15 protein-coding genes are annotated in these 17,736 nt (G+C 66.6%); 8 read left to right on the top strand and 7 right to left on the bottom strand.

The features are described from left to right. The first annotated feature begins 352 nt into the window (after window positions 1-352). Together LV28_RS39460 and LV28_RS39455 are read left to right on the top strand one after the other, a co-directional pair. Window positions 353-1,567 (top strand): glycosyltransferase family 87 protein, encoded by a 1,215-nt coding sequence (locus LV28_RS39460; protein WP_048806588.1) that lies wholly within the window; start codon window positions 353-355, stop codon window positions 1,565-1,567. Next, window positions 1,542-2,174, top strand: a complete 633-nt coding sequence (locus tag LV28_RS39455; RefSeq protein WP_058371669.1) for a hypothetical protein — start codon at window positions 1,542-1,544, stop codon at window positions 2,172-2,174. Before LV28_RS39460 ends, LV28_RS39455 begins: the two co-directional genes overlap by 26 nt. A 606-nt stretch (window positions 2,175-2,780) precedes the next feature. Here the strand turns inward: LV28_RS39455 and lysS are convergent. The 4 genes from lysS to LV28_RS39425 form a co-directional block, all read right to left on the bottom strand. Then, window positions 2,781-4,325 carry a lysine--tRNA ligase gene (lysS, locus tag LV28_RS39445; protein ID WP_023596688.1) on the bottom strand — a complete coding sequence of 515 codons (1,545 nt, stop codon included), beginning with the start codon at window positions 4,323-4,325 and terminating at the stop codon, window positions 2,781-2,783. A 16-nt stretch (window positions 4,326-4,341) separates the two neighbouring features. Further along, window positions 4,342-4,821: an Ivy family c-type lysozyme inhibitor gene (locus tag LV28_RS39440; protein ID WP_023596687.1), complete on the bottom strand. Its 480-nt coding sequence runs from the start codon at window positions 4,819-4,821 to the stop codon at window positions 4,342-4,344. Between the two features lie 3 nt (window positions 4,822-4,824). Beyond that, window positions 4,825-5,929 (bottom strand): peptide chain release factor 2 gene (gene prfB, locus LV28_RS39435; protein WP_174234927.1). Its coding sequence is split into 2 segments (ribosomal slippage): window positions 4,825-5,856 and window positions 5,858-5,929, totalling 1,104 coding nucleotides; the frame shifts between segments, so codons are not numbered across the junction. A gap of 126 nt (window positions 5,930-6,055) precedes the next feature. Continuing rightward, on the bottom strand, window positions 6,056-6,277 hold the full coding sequence (locus LV28_RS39425) for a hypothetical protein (protein WP_023596684.1): 222 nt from the start codon (window positions 6,275-6,277) through the stop codon (window positions 6,056-6,058). 227 nt (window positions 6,278-6,504) lie between these two features. Between LV28_RS39425 and LV28_RS39420 the strand changes: the two genes are divergently transcribed. After that, window positions 6,505-7,407: a LysR family transcriptional regulator gene (locus tag LV28_RS39420; protein ID WP_023596683.1), complete on the top strand. Its 903-nt coding sequence runs from the start codon at window positions 6,505-6,507 to the stop codon at window positions 7,405-7,407. Window positions 7,408-7,433: 26 nt separating this feature from the next. Here the strand turns inward: LV28_RS39420 and recJ are convergent, their stop codons facing one another. Both recJ and LV28_RS39410 read right to left on the bottom strand, forming a co-directional pair. Then, window positions 7,434-9,137 (bottom strand): single-stranded-DNA-specific exonuclease RecJ, encoded by a 1,704-nt coding sequence (recJ, locus tag LV28_RS39415; protein WP_023596682.1) that lies wholly within the window; start codon window positions 9,135-9,137, stop codon window positions 7,434-7,436. Continuing rightward, window positions 9,134-10,213 carry a hypothetical protein gene (locus LV28_RS39410; RefSeq protein WP_024788722.1) on the bottom strand — a complete coding sequence of 360 codons (1,080 nt, stop codon included), beginning with the start codon at window positions 10,211-10,213 and terminating at the stop codon, window positions 9,134-9,136. Before LV28_RS39410 ends, recJ begins: the two co-directional genes overlap by 4 nt. 175 nt (window positions 10,214-10,388) lie before the next feature. Here LV28_RS39410 and LV28_RS39405 point away from each other — a divergent pair, with 175 nt between their 5' ends. The 4 genes from LV28_RS39405 (at window position 10,389) to LV28_RS39390 (ending at window position 16,406) form a co-directional block, all read left to right on the top strand. Continuing rightward, a complete protein-coding gene (locus tag LV28_RS39405) occupies window positions 10,389-11,642 on the top strand; it encodes a lipoprotein-releasing ABC transporter permease subunit (protein WP_023596680.1) in 1,254 nt (417 codons plus the stop codon). Then, window positions 11,635-12,360, top strand: a complete 726-nt coding sequence (lolD, locus tag LV28_RS39400; protein WP_048806591.1) for a lipoprotein-releasing ABC transporter ATP-binding protein LolD — start codon at window positions 11,635-11,637, stop codon at window positions 12,358-12,360. Before LV28_RS39405 ends, lolD begins: the two co-directional genes overlap by 8 nt. Window positions 12,361-12,558: 198 nt before the next feature. Next, window positions 12,559-13,407, top strand: coding sequence for a TatD family hydrolase (locus LV28_RS39395; RefSeq protein ID WP_023873829.1), 849 nt, complete (start codon window positions 12,559-12,561; stop codon window positions 13,405-13,407). A 44-nt stretch (window positions 13,408-13,451) separates the two neighbouring features. Next, a complete protein-coding gene (locus LV28_RS39390; protein ID WP_081326901.1) occupies window positions 13,452-16,406 on the top strand; it encodes a DNA internalization-related competence protein ComEC/Rec2 in 2,955 nt (984 codons plus the stop codon). 183 nt (window positions 16,407-16,589) lie between these two features. Here LV28_RS39390 and LV28_RS39385 read toward each other — a convergent pair whose 3' ends face one another. Beyond that, on the bottom strand, window positions 16,590-16,856 hold the full coding sequence (locus LV28_RS39385; RefSeq protein ID WP_023596676.1) for a hypothetical protein: 267 nt from the start codon (window positions 16,854-16,856) through the stop codon (window positions 16,590-16,592). Between LV28_RS39385 and LV28_RS39380 the strand changes: the two genes are divergently transcribed. Next, the gene (locus tag LV28_RS39380) at window positions 16,855-17,685 is read left to right on the top strand and encodes an alpha/beta fold hydrolase (protein WP_023596675.1); all 831 of its coding nucleotides are present in this window, start codon (window positions 16,855-16,857) and stop codon (window positions 17,683-17,685) included. The genes LV28_RS39385 and LV28_RS39380 overlap by 2 nt on opposite strands. The last annotated feature ends 51 nt before the right edge of the window (window positions 17,686-17,736 follow it).

Below are 17,736 nucleotides of genomic sequence, written 5' to 3'. Positions count from 1 at the left end.
TCTGCGTGCTGGCGAGCACGGGGCGATTTCGCATGAGAAAAGTGTCGTTCACGGCAAAGTCGGCATCCGTTTCATTTTGTAACGCGATGTAAAACCTGCGTCTCGGCAAGTGCGCGGACGTTGCGGTCGGTGTGAATTTAAGTCGATGAATCATAAGGGGATTTTGGTATTCTGATGGCGCCGTGTGCGCCGTAGGGGCTGCCGCGCCTTAACATCTGAAACAAGTGCCGAGGGAGGTCATGTGAAGCGTCAGGCATCGACGTCCGACATTTCCCCGACGTGCGCCGGGGACGATGCACCGACTGCGCGAAGCGGGGCATTGCCGCGTGTCGCAGTGCCGGCGGCGGCCGTAATGCTGGCGCTGCAACTCGCGGCGCTTGGCGCATGGGCGCTCAGCTGGTTGACGTCCGACGCCGAACCGCTCGGCGCATCGGGTCATGGCATGCCACCGCTGGGTCACGATCTGCGTGTGTTCTGGACGGTGTCGTGGATTACGCGTCACCTCGGTCCGCTCGCCGCTTTCGACCCGACGACGTTGTTCCCGGAGCTGCTCAGGTTCTTTCCTGCCTATCCGGATGCCGGGCATTGGCTTTACCCACCTCCGTTTCAGTGGGGGATTCAGCCGCTCTCGTGGCTGTCCTACCCTGCGGCGTATGCGGTCTATGTCGTCGTGAGTCTGGCGGCGTACGTCGCTGCGGTGAGGATCTGGCGGGGCCAAAGTGGCTGGCCGTGGCTGGTGGCGCTGGCGTTTCCGGGGCTGTGGATTGCCTTGCTGGCGGGACAGAATTCGCTCGTCACGTTATTGCTGATGTGCGTGGCGCTCACGTATGGCGGATCGCGTCCTTCGTTGGCCGGGCTCTGCGGCGGATTGCTCGTCATCAAGCCGCAGTTGGCGTTGCTTCTGCCGCTGTGGTGGATTTGCGCGGGTCAATGGCGCGCGTTGACGACGATGGTCGTCGTCGGTGCCGTTGCCTGCGGTCTGTCGATGGCGTGGGCGGGCTGGCCGCTATGGCGCGCCTTCTTTCTCGCGGTTGCGCGGTTCAACACCGAGGTCGTGCAGCAGGGCGCGGGAGGGATCTGGCACGCCATGCCGACCGTCTTCGCCATGGCGCGCCTGCACGGCGTGGGACTGTCCGGCGCTTACGTGCTCTACGCGGTGATCGCGCTGCCATCCGTGCTCTTCACCGCATGGCTGTGGACGACCCCGGCGCCGCCAGCGCTGCGTGTTGCCGCGGCGACGACGGCAACGCTGCTCGCGCAACCCTATCTGCTTTATTACGAACTGGCATGGCTGGTCGTGCCGCTGATGGGGCTGACCGGGTTACCCGAGTGGGCAGGGGCGGGCGGTACGCCCATGGCGCGATCGCGCCGTGCGATGCTGCATGGCGCCAGCACAGCGCTTGCCTGGCTCGTATGGATCGTGCCGTTGCAAGCGTATCTCGCAGCCCTGTGGCCGCCGATGGGGCAGTGGGGCGTCGTGCTGTTACCACTGACGATGCTGTGGATCGTGTACCGTGCGCTGCGTTGGTGGCGCGCGCATAATGGCACGCATTGTCCGCGAACGTGACGCCATGATCGATACCCTGCCGCCGCTGGAAACGCCGCTCGACACCGCGAGCCATCCCCACGTCTATCCGTACGTGGTCACCCGTGCCTGGGTGGATGAGCACGACCCTGCCGGCGATGTCAGCGAACCGTTCTCCAACGATGTTTTCGTCGTCCTCGTGCTCGACGGCCCGCGCGGCCTGCGCCGTTTGCAAGCGCGGGATTTGCACGCTGCGGGACTCACCTTCGAGGAAGCTTTCAGTCAGGCCGCGTCGAACCTCTCGCGGGCCTGGACGGCGCGTCATTTCGAATTCGGTATAGCCCGACTCGACGACGGCACCATGATCGGAGGGTGTCGAGGCAACTGGATGGCACCCGCAGGCGGACTCGTGCTCGGCAACCTCTACCAATCGATGGTCGATCATTTCGAGGTGCGCGAATTCGCTGCCGTGGCGCTCAACCGGACGTTCCTGCTCGTGTTCCCGACCGATCCGAAGACGCTGGGCTCGCTGGCGTTGCGACAACTGGCCGAGGAAGCGTCGAGTGGTGCGATTCTCCCCATCTCGCGTACCTGGTTGCGTCTCGACGGCGATTGGCCGTCCGCCTATCGTGGAACCCCGGCTTTCTGATGCGAAGCGCTCGTTGTGCCATTTTGCGCAGGTCATGCGCGCGATGCGACAGCGTGCAGCCCGCCGTTGCCTAGACTCGCAACCGGCACAATCCGCTGCCAGTCCCCGAGGAGTCTTCGCATGTCCGTATTCTCGTCGCGCCCGACCAGTGGTTCCCCTTCTCCTGTCCTGACGTCAGTCGCATCGACCGACCCGGCGCGCGCGGCGACCGTGGCGACGTTGCCGTCGGCTGTCGCCGTGGCGCGTGAATTCGTCGGTGCCCGAGTCGGCGATGTTGCGGCGAGCGTCGTTGCGCCGGGGCCGCGCGGCCCGCGACGGCGAATGGCAGGGGACGATCCGGTGCAGGGGGAGGCGGGGGCGGCACCGAGGCCGTCGAAACGGCCGGCGTCCGCGCTGTCCGCCGAGTCTCGCGAGATCGCGGGCAATGATAAGGGGCTCAGGGTAAGCTTCGCTGCGCATCTGACGTACGTGTCGATCAGCGAGCCTCGCCGCCGCGGGCCCGCTGACGCCGACGTCGAATGACAAATGCCGCAGCATGCTGCGGCATTTTCAATTTCGCTGCGACGGTGGTTTGTCGCAGCTTGACGGCAAGCGCCTCGATGCGCCTCAGTCTTCGCGGCGCAGGTGCGGGAACAGCAGCACGTCGCGAATGTTCGGGCTGTCGGTGAGCAGCATGATCAGGCGATCGATGCCGATACCGCAACCGCCCGTCGGGGGCATGCCGTATTCGAGCGCGCGAATGTAATCGGCGTCGTAGTACATCGCTTCCTCGTCGCCGGCGTCCTTCTGCTCGACCTGCGCGCGGAACCGTGCCGCCTGGTCTTCGGGATCGTTCAACTCGGAGAAGCCGTTGGCGATCTCGCGTCCCGTGATGAACAGTTCGAAGCGCTCGGTGATGCCGGGTACCGAATCCGAGGCGCGCGCGAGCGGGGAGACTTCCACCGGGTAGTCGACGATGAAGGTCGGCTCCCACAGCTGGCTCTCGGCAGTCTCTTCGAACAGTGCCAGCTGCAGTGCGCCCAGACCGGCGTTCTTGAATTGCGGCGCGTCGACCTTCACGCCGTACTTGCCGAGCGCAGTACGCACAAACTCGACGTCAGCCAGTTGCGCTTCGGTGTACTCGGGCGCGTACTTGCGGATCGCTTCGACGATCGTCAGGCGATGGAACGGCTTGGACAGGTCCAGCTCGCGACCCTGATACTGGATGGTAGCGGTGCCGAGCGCGTCCACGGCAGCATTGCGGATCAGTGCCTCGGTAAAGTCCATGAGCCACCGGTAGTCCGTATAGGCGGCGTAGAACTCCATCATCGTGAATTCCGGATTGTGGCGCGGCGACACGCCCTCGTTGCGGAAGTTACGGTTGATCTCGAACACTCGCTCGAAGCCGCCGACGATGAGGCGCTTCAGGTAGAGCTCCGGCGCGATACGCAGGTACATCTGCATGTCGAGCGCGTTGTGGTGCGTGATGAAGGGCTTTGCCGCGGCGCCGCCCGGAATCGGGTGCAGCATCGGCGTTTCGACTTCCATGAAGTCGGCGTCCGTCATGTACTTGCGGATCGAGGCGATGGCCTTGGCGCGGGCGCGGAACGTGCTGCGCGTCTCCGGCGAGGTGATCAGGTCCACGTAACGCTGACGGTACTTCGTTTCCTGATCGGACAGGCCATGGAACTTGTCCGGCAGCGGACGCAGCGCCTTGGCGAGCAGTCGCAGTTCCTTGACCTTTACCGACAGTTCCCCGGTGCGCGTGCGGAACAGCGTGCCGGTGGCCGCGATGATGTCGCCGATGTCCCAGCCCTTGAAGGCGGTCATCGACTCGGCGCCCACGTCGTCGCGGCCGATGAAGAACTGGATCTGGCCGCTGCTGTCCTGCACGGTCGCGAAGGCGGCTTTGCCCATCACGCGCTTGAGCATCATGCGACCGGCGACCGACACGGCGACGGGTTCGGCTTCGAGCGCTTCGTTCTCGACGTCCTTGAAGCGTTCCTGCAGATCGCCGGCACGCTGCTCGGGCCGGAAGTCGTTCGGAAAGGCCACGCCGTTGGCGCGCAGTGCCTGCAGCTTCTCGCGGCGCTCCGCGATGAGCTTGTTGTCGTCCTGCGGCAGGTCGCCCGCCGGGTTGGCCGCGTGGGCCGGGGTGTTTTGATCGGTCATGATGCGAACGATGAGGTTATTCGGTAAAACGCAGCGTGTGCAGCAGGGCATTCTTGAGCGAGCCGTCGGGCGCGCCCAGCCAGATCAGTTCGGTGCGATCCTGATGCGGGCCCGCGTTGGCCGCCGCACTCGGGTCTCGCACGAACAGTGCCGCGATCGATTGCGAGCGCGGCTCGTACAAAATGTGGACATACTCGCTCGGGCAGTCGTGCGGCTTGCAACTTTGCACCAGCAACCACGGCTTGCCGGCAACGCTCACACGTTGCGACGGCGTCGACGTGCCGCCCTGACGCACCCATGCGGGCACATTGCGCGGCGCCACGATGCGCGCGTAGGCGCCCGAGAAATCCGGGCGCTTGAGCAATTCATGCAGGTACGGTCCCGTCTCGGGACTTGCACCCGGTGCGCCCGGTGTACTGGCCGGAGCGGCAACGGCGGCGCGCTGCAGACACAGCGCGCTCACCACCCACACGGCGAGCGTGCGGACAAACGCCATTCCTTACACTCCCTGCTTGAGACTCGCCGAGATGAAGTCGTCCAGATCGCCGTCGAGCACCTTGCCGGTGTTGCCGGTTTCCACGCCGGTGCGCAGATCCTTGACACGCGACTGGTCGAGCACGTACGAACGAATCTGGTGGCCCCAGCCCACGTCGGTCTTGCTCGACTCCAGCTTGTCCTGCTCGGCGCGACGCTTGCGCATCTCGTGTTCGAACAGGCGCGAGCGGAGCATGTCCCAGGCTTCGGCGCGGTTGCGGTGCTGCGAACGATCGTTCTGGCAGGCCACGACGATGCCGGTCGGGATGTGCGTCAGGCGCACCGCGGAGTCGGTCTTGTTGATGTGCTGGCCGCCGGCGCCGGAGGCACGGTACGTGTCGGTACGCACATCGGCGGGATTGATTTCGATGTCGATCGAATCATCCACTTCCGGATAGACGAACAGGCTGGCAAACGACGTATGGCGTCCACCCGACGAGTCGAACGGCGACTTGCGCACCAGACGGTGCACGCCGGTCTCGGTGCGCAGATAGCCGTACGCGTAATCGCCGGTGACCTTGAGCGAGGCGCTCTTGATGCCGGCGACGTCGCCGTCCGACACTTCGAGGACTTCGGCCTTGAAGCCTTTGCGCTCGCAATAGCGAAGGTACTGGCGCAGCAGCATGCCGGCCCAGTCGTTGGCTTCGGTGCCGCCGGCGCCGGCCTGGATGTCGATGAAGCAGTTGTTGGGATCGGCCGGATTGTTGAACATCCGGCGGAACTCCATTTCACCCACGCGCGCGGCAAGCGCCTGCGTGTCGCTCTCGAGCGCCAGGAGCGAATCTTCATCGCCCTCTTCGCGGGCCATGTCGAACAATTCCTGCGTGTCGGAGAGACCGGCGTCCAGTTCCGTCAGGTTCGTGACGATGCCGTCGAGCGACTTCTTTTCCTTGCCCAGCGCCTGGGCACGCTTGGAGTCGTTCCAGATGTTGGGGTCTTCGAGTTCCTTGTTGACTTCCGTCAGGCGAGCTTGCTTGACATCGAAGTCAAAGATACCCCCTGAGCTCGCCGACGCGAGTGCGCAGATCGGCGAGCAGGGATTCGAGGGCGTTGAGGCGTTCGGCTTCCATGAGCTTTGACAGGTGCGAATTCGGGAAAACCGAAATTATAGCGCAGCGAAGCCCCCGTTTCCCCCACTTTTCGGGGGAATTCGGTCGATGGCGGACCGCGACGCCGGCCGCGCTCCGGTAACGTCTTCAGCGAGCGGCGTGACGCAGTCCGAATGCGTCGCGTGCGTAACCGGCGTCGGCGAGCGACGTGTCGTCAAGCGCGGCAAGCGCCTCGGCCTGCAACTGCTGTTCATAGTGCACGCGCCATTGATCGACGGCGCGGAAGAACAGGCCGAGCGGCGTGACCGGCGCAGTCACCACCGGGGCGGAGGCGTTGAGATGACCAGCGGCGGACAGAGGGCGGTACATGATGTGACTTCCTTCACGAGAGGCGGCGCGCTGGCCGGGGCGGGATGCCCCGGCAGACGTCGCACTAGGGATAACCCGAAGCTTATGCCTTTCCCGTACGCTAAAAAAGTGAATTGTTGAGGCAATTCAGTTCACTATTATTGAAGTGTCGACGGTTGTCGCCTACCATCGTCGACTTCGATGTGTGTATCTGCGCGCAGCAGGGCTACCCGGCCCAGGAGAGGATCATGGATTTTCTGCAACTTCAGACCTTCAAGGCCATCGTGGACGAAGGCAGCGTGCTGGGGGCGGCCGAGGCGCTGCATTGCGTGCAGTCGAACGTGACCGCGCGTATCCGTTCGCTCGAACACGCGGTCGGCGTGAAGCTCTTTCACAGGCAAGGCCGCAAACTGCAACTCACCCCCAGCGGACGCACGCTGCTTGGCTACGCGGATCGGATACTCGCGCTCTCGCGTGAGGCGAGCGCCGCGCTCAATCCGGCCAACGAGCCGGCCGGGGATTTCTCGCTGGGAGCCATCGAATCGTCGGCCACGTCGCGGCTGCCGGCCGTGCTTGCGCGGTTTCATGCGGCCTATCCGAAGGTGCGCCTGAACCTGGTGACGGATACGTCGCTCAATCTGCTCGACGAGATTCAGCACGGCCGCGTCGACGCCGCGTTGATCGCGGGCACGGCCTGCCTGGAAGCGCAGGCACAGGCGCTGGTGGTCGCCGACGAGATCTATCGTGAGCCGATCGTGCTGGTTGCGCCCGCGCGGGCCGGTCGGGTGCAAGAGGCCTCGGATCTGTCGGGTGCCACGCTGCTGATGTGGCCGTCCGGGTGCCCGTATCGCGCGACGATGGAGCAGTGGCTTGCGTCGAACGCTGTCACGCCCGGGCGCATTCTGAGTTACGGCAGTTATGCGACGATCGTCGCCTGCGTCGGCGCCGGAGTGGGATATTCGCTCGTGCCGCGCGGCATCTATCAACGTTATCGGCAGGAGGCGAACATCGTCGGCCACGCGATGGAGGACCTCGCCGCCGTGCCGAACTTTTTCGTTCGGCATCGCGGCGTGGAGGTGCATCCGGCACGAGAGGCCTTTCTGCGCGTGATGCGCGAGTACGTCGCCGGGGCGCCGCCCACCGCGGCCTAGGGCCTGTTGGCGACGCCCCGCCGACGCTAACCCTGGCCCTGGGCGTGCTCGATGATCATCTGCACGCGCGAGACGCCGTTGAACGTGTCGGCCGCCAGGCGATAGGCAAACTGTGCGCGGCTTGGCAGGGTGTCGGCATGATTGAACCAGATGGCGTTCATTCGCATGCGCCCGCGCCCCAGTTGCAGCTTCAGGTGCTTATCCTTGAGGATGGCCTGCGAGAGCACGTCGAACTCGCCTGAAAAGACCGGCGGCGGGAACCCCTGGCCCCAGACCTGCGCATCGAGGATGGCCACGAACGGCGGGACGAAACACTCGTCGCCGATGTCGCCGTCGGTTTCGATCACGCGCGACAGCGCCTTCTCGTCGAGCCATTCCTGTCCGACCGCCTCGAACGCCGCCTGAAAGCGCGGCAGGGCGTCGGCGGCGATACTCAGTCCCGCCGCCATGGCGTGACCGCCGAACTTGGCGATCAGGCCCGGCTCGCGCTTCGTGACGAGATCGAGCGCGTCGCGCAGGTGAAAACCCGGAATCGAGCGGCCGGACCCCTTGATCTGCCCGTCGTCGCCCGGCGCGAACACGATCGTCGGTCGATAGAACTTTTCCTTCAGGCGGGCCGCGACGATGCCGATCACGCCCTGGTGCCAGGTCTCGTTGAACGCGCAAAGCGTGGTGGCCGAACGCGGGTCGAAACGCGCGAGATCTGCCAGCGCTTCCTGCTGCATGCCGGCTTCGATTTCGCGGCGCTCGCGATTCATGGCGTCGAGTTCCTGCGCGAGCGTCCAGGCGCGGGCGTCGTCGTCGGTGAGCAGGCATTCGATGCCGAGCGACATGTCGGCCAGGCGGCCCGCGGCATTCAGGCGGGGACCGAGCCCGAACCCCAGGTCGAAGCTGCCGGCCTGGCGGGCATTTCGGGCCGCGGCGCGAAACAGCGCGTTGATGCCCGGATGCATGCGACCCGCGCGCATACGCGCGAGGCCTTGCGCAACCAGGATGCGGTTGTTGGCGTCGAGCTTCACGACGTCGGCCACGGTGCCAAGCGCCACCAGATCGAGCAGGGTATCGAGACGCGGTTGCTCGCGCGCGCCGAAAGCGCCCCGAGCGCGCAGTTCGGCGCGCAGGGCGAGCAATACGTAGAACATCACGCCCACGCCCGCGAGATGCTTGCTCGGAAACTCGCAGCCCGGCTGGTTCGGGTTGACGATGCAACGGGCGTTGGGCAACTCGCTGCCCGGGAGGTGGTGATCCGTCACCACGACCTCAATGCCGAGGCGCTGCGCGGCCGCCACGCCGTCGAGGCTGGCGATGCCGTTGTCGACGGTAATGAGCACGTCGGGCGGGCCCTGCCTGCCTTGCGCGGCGAGCGCCACGATCTCGGGCGTGAGGCCATAGCCGTATTCGAAGCGGTTCGGCACGAGGTAATCGACCTTCGCCCCGAACATGCGCAGGCCGCGCACGGCGACGGCGCAGGCGGTCGCGCCATCGCAGTCGTAATCGGCGACCACGAGCATGCGCCGGTTCGCGGCGATGGTGTCGGCGAGAAAGACGGCGGCTTCGCGCGCGCCTTTGAGCTGCGTGGGCGGAATCAGACGGGCGAGGGCGGTCTCGGTCTCTTCGCTGGCCAATACGCCTCGCGAGGCGAACAGTCGGGCGAGGACCGGGTGGATGCCGTCGCGTGCGAGGGCGTGCGCGGCGGCGTCGTCGACCTGACGCGTGACGATGTCGGTCATGCCGCGTCCTCGCCGATCCGGGCGAGGGCCGACATGCGCGCGTCGAGCGACTGGCGGCGCCAGAACTTTCGCAGATCGACGCCGCGCGAGCGGATCGTCACGCTGTGAAAGTCGCCGCACAACGTGAGCGCGACTTCCCGGGCCTGCCCCCTGGCGACCCGTTCGAGCGCCGGCGCGAGCCACGTGCGGTCGATCTCGACGAGGGCGTCGCGCCAACGCGCCCAGTCTTCCCTCAGGAAATGGTCGGTCAGCGTGTCGATCTGCACGACGGTGCGCCCGTTGGCGGCGGCGAGCCCGGCCCGAGTGGCATGAAGGGCGATCTGCAGGTGGGTGGCCAGACCTCGGGTGGCGGGGTCGTCGGACAGCACCGTGACGCAGGGACGGTTCAGGCGCGGCGCGGCAATGCGTTGTCCGCCGGCGTACAGCCAGAGGGCGTTGACCGGCGGAAGACGACGCGCCTCGCGGGCCTGGTTGGCGGGGTGGTCGTACCAGGCCATCTGCACTTCGTTTTGCCACTTGCGCCACGTCAGCTCGGCCTTGCCCTGCGGCAGCCAGATGTCGACGTTACGGCCTGCCGCGCGCCCGGGCGACGCCGTAAGCAGCTCGCCCAGCGCGGGCGCGCTCAGGTACCAGCGGTCGGAACGCGGCGCGATCAGCTCGCCGCCGACGTCCGCGAACAGTGCATGGGCCGTGGCGAAGAGCGCGGCCGACTCCTCCGGGCTCAGCGACAGCTCGGCCGGGTCGGTGAGCACCAGGTGGTCGGTGGCGATGTGGATGTGCGCCGGCTGCGCGCAATACCAGTAACGGGTGTCGAGCGAGCCGCTGTCCTCGAGCAGCATGAACGGCGCGAGCGGCGCGCGGGCGGGCACGCCGGGCAGGCCGAAGGCGTCCGACAGCCAGCGCTCATGCGGCAGCGTGGGGACAAACGGGTCTTCCGGCACGTCCTGCGCCGACGGGACGCCGCGCGCGAGCAACTTTTCGAGCGCGGGCAACTCCAATCCGGCCAGCAGTGCGGGAAAATGGGCCGACGCGGGGAGCGCGAACGGCAGGAGAAAGTGCAGGGCAGGTGTATCCATGTCGAGGCGAATTGTATGGCAAACTTCGCGCTGGCAGTTGGGTGACCCTGACGTCAGGTACGGAACGTGCCGTCCGTCGCCCCGGGCAGGGACCGGGGACGCGGACTCGGAAGCCGGTGCGGGCCGCCGGCGCGGGCATGCTCCGATCGATCCTTATCAAGAATCAGGAATCCGTTTGAAATTCCCATACGAATGGCAGATCGGCTGGCGCTACACGCGCACCGGCAAGCGATCATCCGGCAACGGTTTCATCTCCTTCATTTCCTTCATCTCCATGGCCGGCATCGCCCTTGGCGTGGCGGCGCTCATTGTGGTGCTCTCGGTGATGAACGGCTTCCAGAAGGAAGTTCGGGACCGCATGCTTTCCGTGCTGGCGCACATCGAAGTCTTCGCGGTGGACGGCAACCTGCCGGACTGGCAACGAACGGCCGCCGAGGCATTGCAGAACAAGAACGTCATCGCCGCCGCGCCCTATGTGGGCGAGCAGGCCATGCTCACGCGCGAGGACAACGTGCGCGGCGTGGTGCTGCGGGGTATCGTGCCGAGCGAGGAGGCCAAGGTCTCGGATCTCGGCAAGCAGATCACCGAAGGCACCCTGGCCAACCTCACGCCGGGCAGCTTCGGCATCGTGCTCGGGCGCGAGCTCGCGCGCGGGCTGGGCGTGAGCATCGGCGACAAGATCACGCTCGTCGCCCCGCAGGGAACCATCACGCCGGCCGGCGTGCTGCCGCGCGTGAAGCAATTCACCGTGGTCGCGATCTTCACTGCCGGTCACTACGAATACGACAGTTCGCTCGCGCTGATCGATCTGCACGATGCCGAAACGCTTTATCGGCTCGACGGGCCGACGGGCGTGCGGCTAAAGATTCAGGACATGGAGCAGGCGCCGCTGGTGGCGCGCGAGCTGGCCAAGACGCTCTCCGGCAACATGTGGGTGCGCGACTGGACGCAGCAGAACAAGAACTGGTTCGTGGCGGTACAGACCGAGAAGCGGATGATGTTCATCATCCTGACGCTCATCATTGCCGTGGCGGCGTTCAACCTGGTGTCGTCGCTCGTGATGACGGTCACGGACAAGTATGCGGATATTGCGATCCTCCGCACGCTCGGCGCACAACCGCGCTCGATCATGAAGATATTCATGGTGCAGGGCGTGACCATCGGCTTTGCCGGGGCGTTGCTCGGCGTGGGGCTCGGCTGCCTGATCTCAGTGAATATCGGCACCATCGTGCCGTTCATCGAGCGCCTGCTGGGCATTCACTTCCTGCCCCAGGACATCTACTTCATTTCCGAACTTCCCTCGGATCTGCAATCGTCCGACGTGATTCGCATCGGGGTGATCTCGTTCGTCCTCTCGGCACTGGCGACGATCTATCCGAGCTGGCGCGCGTCGCGCGTCAAACCGGCGGAGGCCCTGCGCTATGAGTAACGCGACCCCATCCCTGGCTCCCGTGCCGAACCTCGCCTACGACGGTCCCGTGCTGCGCGCCCGGGATCTGCACAAGACTTTCCGGCAGGGGCAGCTCAACGTGACCGTGCTCAACGGCGCGAGCCTCGACGTCGCTCCCGGCGAAAAGGTGGCGATCGTTGGCGCATCCGGCTCCGGCAAAAGCACGCTGCTGCACGTGCTGGGCGGACTCGACGACCCGTCGCGCGGTGAGGTGTCGCTGCTGGGCAAGCCGTTCTCCTCGCTGCGCGAGCGCGACAAGACAGCGCAGCGCAACCAGTCGCTCGGTTTCGTCTATCAGTTCCACCACCTGCTGCCGGAGTTTTCCGCGCTCGACAACGTGGCCATGCCACTGCGTATTCGTCGTTTGCCCACGGAGCAGGCGCGCGCGAGTGCGCAGACGATGCTCGAGCGCGTGGGCCTTGGCCCGCGCATGAAGCATCGCCCCTCGGAGTTGTCGGGCGGCGAGCGTCAGCGCGTGGCGATGGCGCGCGCACTGGTCACGCAACCGGCGTGCGTGCTTGCCGACGAGCCGACCGGCAATCTCGACGGACACACCGCCGAGACCGTGTTCGAACTCATGCTGGAGTTGTCGGAGACGCTCAGGACCAGCTTCGTGATCGTGACCCACGATATCGATCTGGCGCGCCGGTGTGATCGGGCGTTGCGTCTGCGCGAAGGCGTGCTGGAGCCCGCGTAATCCGTTTGTGACGGACAGTGGGGAAAGGGTGCGAACGCCGGGGATTCCCCGGCGTTTTGCGTTTTCCGGCGGCCTGCGCGCGGGGTGGAAATCGGCAACGTCCTAGACCGTGATGCGGTGTTGTCCGATGGTCATCCCGCACTCGTCGTGCGAGCCTTGTCACTGCCCCTTAGAATTGACGCTCAAGGACATTCGACCATGTGGATCGACACCCATTGCCATCTCGACGCGGCCGAGTTCGACGCCGACCGCGGCACCGTCATTGCCGAAGCCACCGCTGCGGGGGTGGCGGGGCTCGTCGTGCCCGCCGTCGAGTGCGCATCGTTCGATGCGGCGCGGGCGGCAGCGAACGCGATGCCCGGCGGCGCCTACGCGCTCGGCATCCACCCGCTGTACACGCCACGTGCGCGCGACGAGGACATCGCGACGTTGCGCCGAGCCGTGGAAGCGGCGATCGGCGATCCGCGATTCGTCGGCATTGGCGAAATCGGTCTGGACTACTTCGTCAGGACACTCGACCCCGAACGCCAGCAGTTCTTCTACGTCGAGCAATTGAAAATCGCGCGGGACTTCGATCTGCCGGTCATTCTTCACGTACGCCGGTCACAGGATGCGTTGCTCAAGCAACTGCGAATCTTCACGCCGCGCGGCGGGATCGCGCATGCGTTCAATGGCAGCCGTCAGCAGGCGGACATGTTCATCGAGCGCGGTTTTTGCCTCGGATTCGGCGGGCAGATGACGTTCGACCGGGCGTTGCAGATTCGCCGCCTCGCCGTGGACCTGCCGCTCGATGCGCTCGTGCTTGAAACCGACGCGCCGGACATTGCGCCGGAGTGGCGCTACAAGCAGCGCAACAGCCCGGGCGAATTACCTCGCATCGCGCAGGTGCTCGCGGATCTTCGAGGCGTGTCCGCCGAGGCGCTGGCGCACGCCACGCGCGCGAATGCCTGGCGCGTGCTGCCGCGCTTGTCGGGCGCCATGGCCATGGCGCCCGGCGACGGGCCTGCGCCCGCCAACTCCCTCATTGACCACGCCGGATCGCGCTGACGCGGCGGCGTCGCGCGGTTCGCGATTCATGACGCGGTGACGTTGTGCGGCTGGTGCTGCTTGCCTGGGTGGCGGGCGTCTGGTGGCTTCAACAGGCGTCGGCGCTGCCTTCGGGCGCGGGTTTCGGTGCTGCCGTGGGCGCGGCGGCGGCGGTGCTTGTTGTGTGGGCCGGTTTGGCGGTCCGTACGAGATGGCGCATGGGGCGCGTGGGTCGCGCGGGTTCCGTAGGGGACGATAGTTGCGCGGGTCCCGGGAACTCGGGAAATGAGGTGCGGCACCGCTGCGCAATGGTTCTGATCGCCGTCTGTGTGGGCGTTTTCGGCTATGCATGGGCGGCGTTGCGCGCCGAAATTCGACTCAGTGACCGGCTCCCGGTGGCGTTGGCGGGGCAGGATCTGATCGTCGAGGGCGTGGTGGCGGGATTGCCCGCAACCCTGGACGGCGGCGTGCGATTTGCTTTTGACGTGGAGCGGGCGTACGTCGCCAGCGGGGCGTGCGAGGGCGCGGGCGACCGCCGGGTGTCGTCCAATCCGGCATCCGTTGCGGGTTGGCGCGACGAGAGGGGCGCCGGGGGAACGCAGCCGGCCTGCACAGACGTGCCGGTGCCCCGGCACATCGAGCTGGTTTGGTCCCGGCAACCCGCGTGGGCCGGACGGCGCAACGAGGTCGGCGGGCCGCCCGCTGAAGTGAAAGCGTCGCACGCGATGGACAAAGTGCCGGCGCGAGGCACCTTGCCGCGTGCGGGGGAACGCTGGCGCTTGCCCGTGAGGGTCAATGCGCCGCGAGGCTTCGCGAACTGGCATGGCTTCGATGCGGAGCTCATGGCACTGGTGCGCGGCATTCGGGCGTCGGGGTACGTGCGCGCGGGTTACGGACAACGACGGGCGTCGCAGCGGCAGCAACTGATGCGTCTGGAGCCGGGGCCGGTGCAAGGGTACCGATGGGCGGCCTGGCGCGAACGTCTGCGTGACGACTTTCGTGCGGCACTGCGGACGTCGGCGTCATCGCCGCCAGCCTCCGCATCGACCTCATCAGCGTCGCCAGCCTCGCCAGCGCCATCCGCAACACCCGTGTCACCCGTGTCACCCGTGTCACCCGTGTCACCCGAACCCTCGGCATTCTCGACGTCGTCGGCGCGTTACGGCGGCGTATTGATGGCCCTCGCGCTCGGAGAGCGCAGCGAGATCGCCCCTGACGACTGGCAAGTGTTTGCCGATACGGGGGTCAGCCACTTGCTCGCCATCTCGGGGCTGCATGTGTCGCTCGTGGCCGGAGCCCTCGGTGCGCTCGTGGGCCTGCTGTGGCGACGCGCCGGGTGCCGACGTTTTCCATTGGCATTGTGGTGGCCAGCACCGAAGGCTGCGGCGGTTGCCGGACTGCTGGCCGCGATCGCGTATGGCGCCGTGGCGGGGTGGGGCGTACCGGCGCGGCGCGCGGTCGGCATGGTGACGATCGTCGTCGTTGCACTATTGAACGGACGATTCGCAGCCCCCTCGTATGCGCTCGCGTGGGCGTTGGCCGTCATTGTGGCGCTCGATCCATGGGCGGTCGTGGCGCCAGGCCTTTGGCTTTCCTTCGGTGCGGTTGCGGCGCTTGTGCTGGCGGGGCGGCGGCGGCCCGAGGCGTCGGGCAGGCGGCGCGGGACGGTGGACCCAGCGCGCAGCGGTGACCCGGGCGCCGGGCGCCACGGCGCGCGCGAGGCCGATCGCCACAGTGCGCCGCGGCGCGCGTGGACCGTTGTCGCCCGTGCGACGCGAGCCCAGTTCGCCGTCACGATCGGCATGGTGCCCTTGTCGCTCGCCTGGTTCGGCGCAGTGCCGTTGCTCGGCCCCATCGCCAACGCGGTGGCCATCCCCGTCATGACGCTCGTCGTGACCCCGTTGGCGTTGCTCAGCCTGGTATTGCCGGCGGTACTGGCGCAATGGACGCTGGCCGTTGCCCACTGGGCCGTCGTCTGGCTGGCCGAGTGGCTGGGGTGGCTGGCGTCAAGTCCTGGCGCCGTGTGGCGCGCGGGCGTCGCGCCGACGTGGGTACTGGCCACAGCCGTCGCCGGGGCTGCGGTGGTCCTGATGCCGTTCCCCCGCTGGATGCGCGGGAAGAGGGCCGGGTGCGTGGGTTGGCGATTCGCTGGTTTGGTCCTGATGGGGCCGGCGTGGTTCGCGTCGCCGCCTCGACCGGGCGACGGTGACTTTCGCGTCACCATGCTCGATGTCGGGCAAGGAAACGCCGTGCTGGTCGAGACGGCAACACGCACATTGTTGTTCGATGCCGGACCGCCAATGGGGGCTCGCACCGACGCCGGGCGTCGCGTAATCGTGCCGTATCTGCGCGCACATGGCGTGCGGCGGCTCGACCGCCTCGTGGTGAGCCACGCGCACGACGACCACTTTGGCGGCGCGCGCAGCGTCTTGCGGGCGTATCCGGACGCGCAGGTGTTCTCGTCACTGCCGGGCGAGCATCGGGTGCGTCGCGCGGCGCGGGACCATCGGACCTGTCTGGCGGGCCAGCAGTGGACATGGGAAGGCGTGACGTTCCGCTTCCTGCATCCGGACCCGAACGCCCTGCGCGCGGCATGGGCGGGGCGCGCCGGCCCCAATAGCGTGAGCTGTGTGCTAAAAGTGTCCAACGAGCGCCACAGCGCGTTGCTCGCCGCCGATGCGGAAGCTCCCCAGGAGCGCACGATGCTTGCGCGCTTTGGTTCGGCATTGCACGCCAATGTCCTGCTCGCCCCGCATCACGGCAGTCAGACGTCGTCGACGATGGCGTTCGTGCAAGCGGTTGCGCCGGAGCACGTGGTGTTTCAAACGGGGTACCGCAATCGTTTCCGTCATCCGAGACCGTCCGTCGTCGAACGCTACCGCGCAGCTGGAGCGACCGTGTGGGACAGCGCGGTGCACGGTGCCGTGCGATTTTCACTGAATCGCGACGGCATCGAGGCCAAATCCTGCCGCGAGCAACGCCGACGGTACTGGCACGCGGAAAGCTTCGCTACCCCGTGACGAAGCTGATGTGCGTGTGACAAGGGTCGCCTTCGCGCGCAATGGCCGTCGGGGCAAATCGCCGAGGCGGGCGAGGTATCAACAAGCGCCAGATGCCGTCGTGTGCGCCCCGGAACGAAGCGCGACGTGCCTGACGGCGCCCGTCGCGCAGGACGCGCCGCCCGAGCGATTCGATGGAAACCTCTACCGGCGCGCTGCGGCCGATTCGTTAGAATGGGTCAGCGCGCGCTCCGCTGCAAGCGTACTTTGGTGGGCTGTGGCGAAGATTTCCGGCGCATGCGACCCGGCAGCCGGGCGCCGCGATGCCAAACCGGATTCGAAGCCAACGTCGAAGCCAAAGTCGAAGCGGCATTCGCAGTCAACGTCGAGGCGAAGTTCGAGGCAAGATTCGAGGCCGAATCGATCGCCGAAGCCCGCGCGGCAACCGCTCGCCACGACAACGAATTCCATGACACGAGACATCATCCATTTTTCGCACGGCAACGGTTTCCCCGCAGGCGTGTATCGCAAGATGCTGGGTGCGCTGGCCGACGAATACGACGTGCGCGCCATCGACCGCATCGGTCATGACCCGCGCTATCCGGTCACGCCCGGCTGGCGGTGTTTGCGCGACGAGCTCGTCGATACCCTCGAGCGCCAGTACGGTGGCGAACCGGTCTGGCTGGTCGGGCATTCGCTGGGTGGTTTTCTTAGCCTCATGGCGTCGCTCAAGGCGCCGCAATCCGTGCGCGGCGTGGTGATGATCGATTCCCCCATCGTGACGCCCGGTTGGCGCACGCAGATGTTGCGCCTGAGCATGCTTACCGGATTGTACGAGCGCATGTCGCCGGCGGGCGTGACCAAGCGGCGGCGCGATCATTGGCCGGACTGGGAGGCCGCATGGCGGCACTTTGCCGGCAAGCCGGCGTTCGCCGGCTGGGATCCGGATGTCCTGCGCGATTACATCGACTGCGGCACCGTACCGACGGGAGAGGGCGATGTTCGGCGGCTCGCGTTCGCACGCGAGATCGAGTACCGGATCTATCTGACACTGCCTCCGCTGCTTGCCGTGCGTGCCATGCGCGGCGTGCCGGTGCCGGCAGGATTTCTCGCCGGTACCGAGTCGCGTGAACTCAGGCAGGCGGGAATCGGCGCGACACGCCGCATCGTCGGTACCCATCTGCGTTATGTGAAGGGGACACACCTCTTCCCGATGGAGCGGCCGCTGGAGACAGCATCGGCGGTGCGCGACATGCTCGCCCAATTGCGCGGCGATCACCGCCGTTCGCTGGCCGCCTGAACCGGGTGCCGCGCGCCGCGCAGGGAATCGGCGCACGGCGCGCCTTCGCAG

Origin of the sequence: Pandoraea pnomenusa, from assembly GCF_000767615.3 — a bacterium.
Lineage (GTDB): Bacteria > Pseudomonadota > Gammaproteobacteria > Burkholderiales > Burkholderiaceae > Pandoraea > Pandoraea pnomenusa.
The sequence above is the reverse complement of the archived record's forward strand: the minus strand, read 5'-3'. Positions and strand labels throughout refer to the sequence as shown.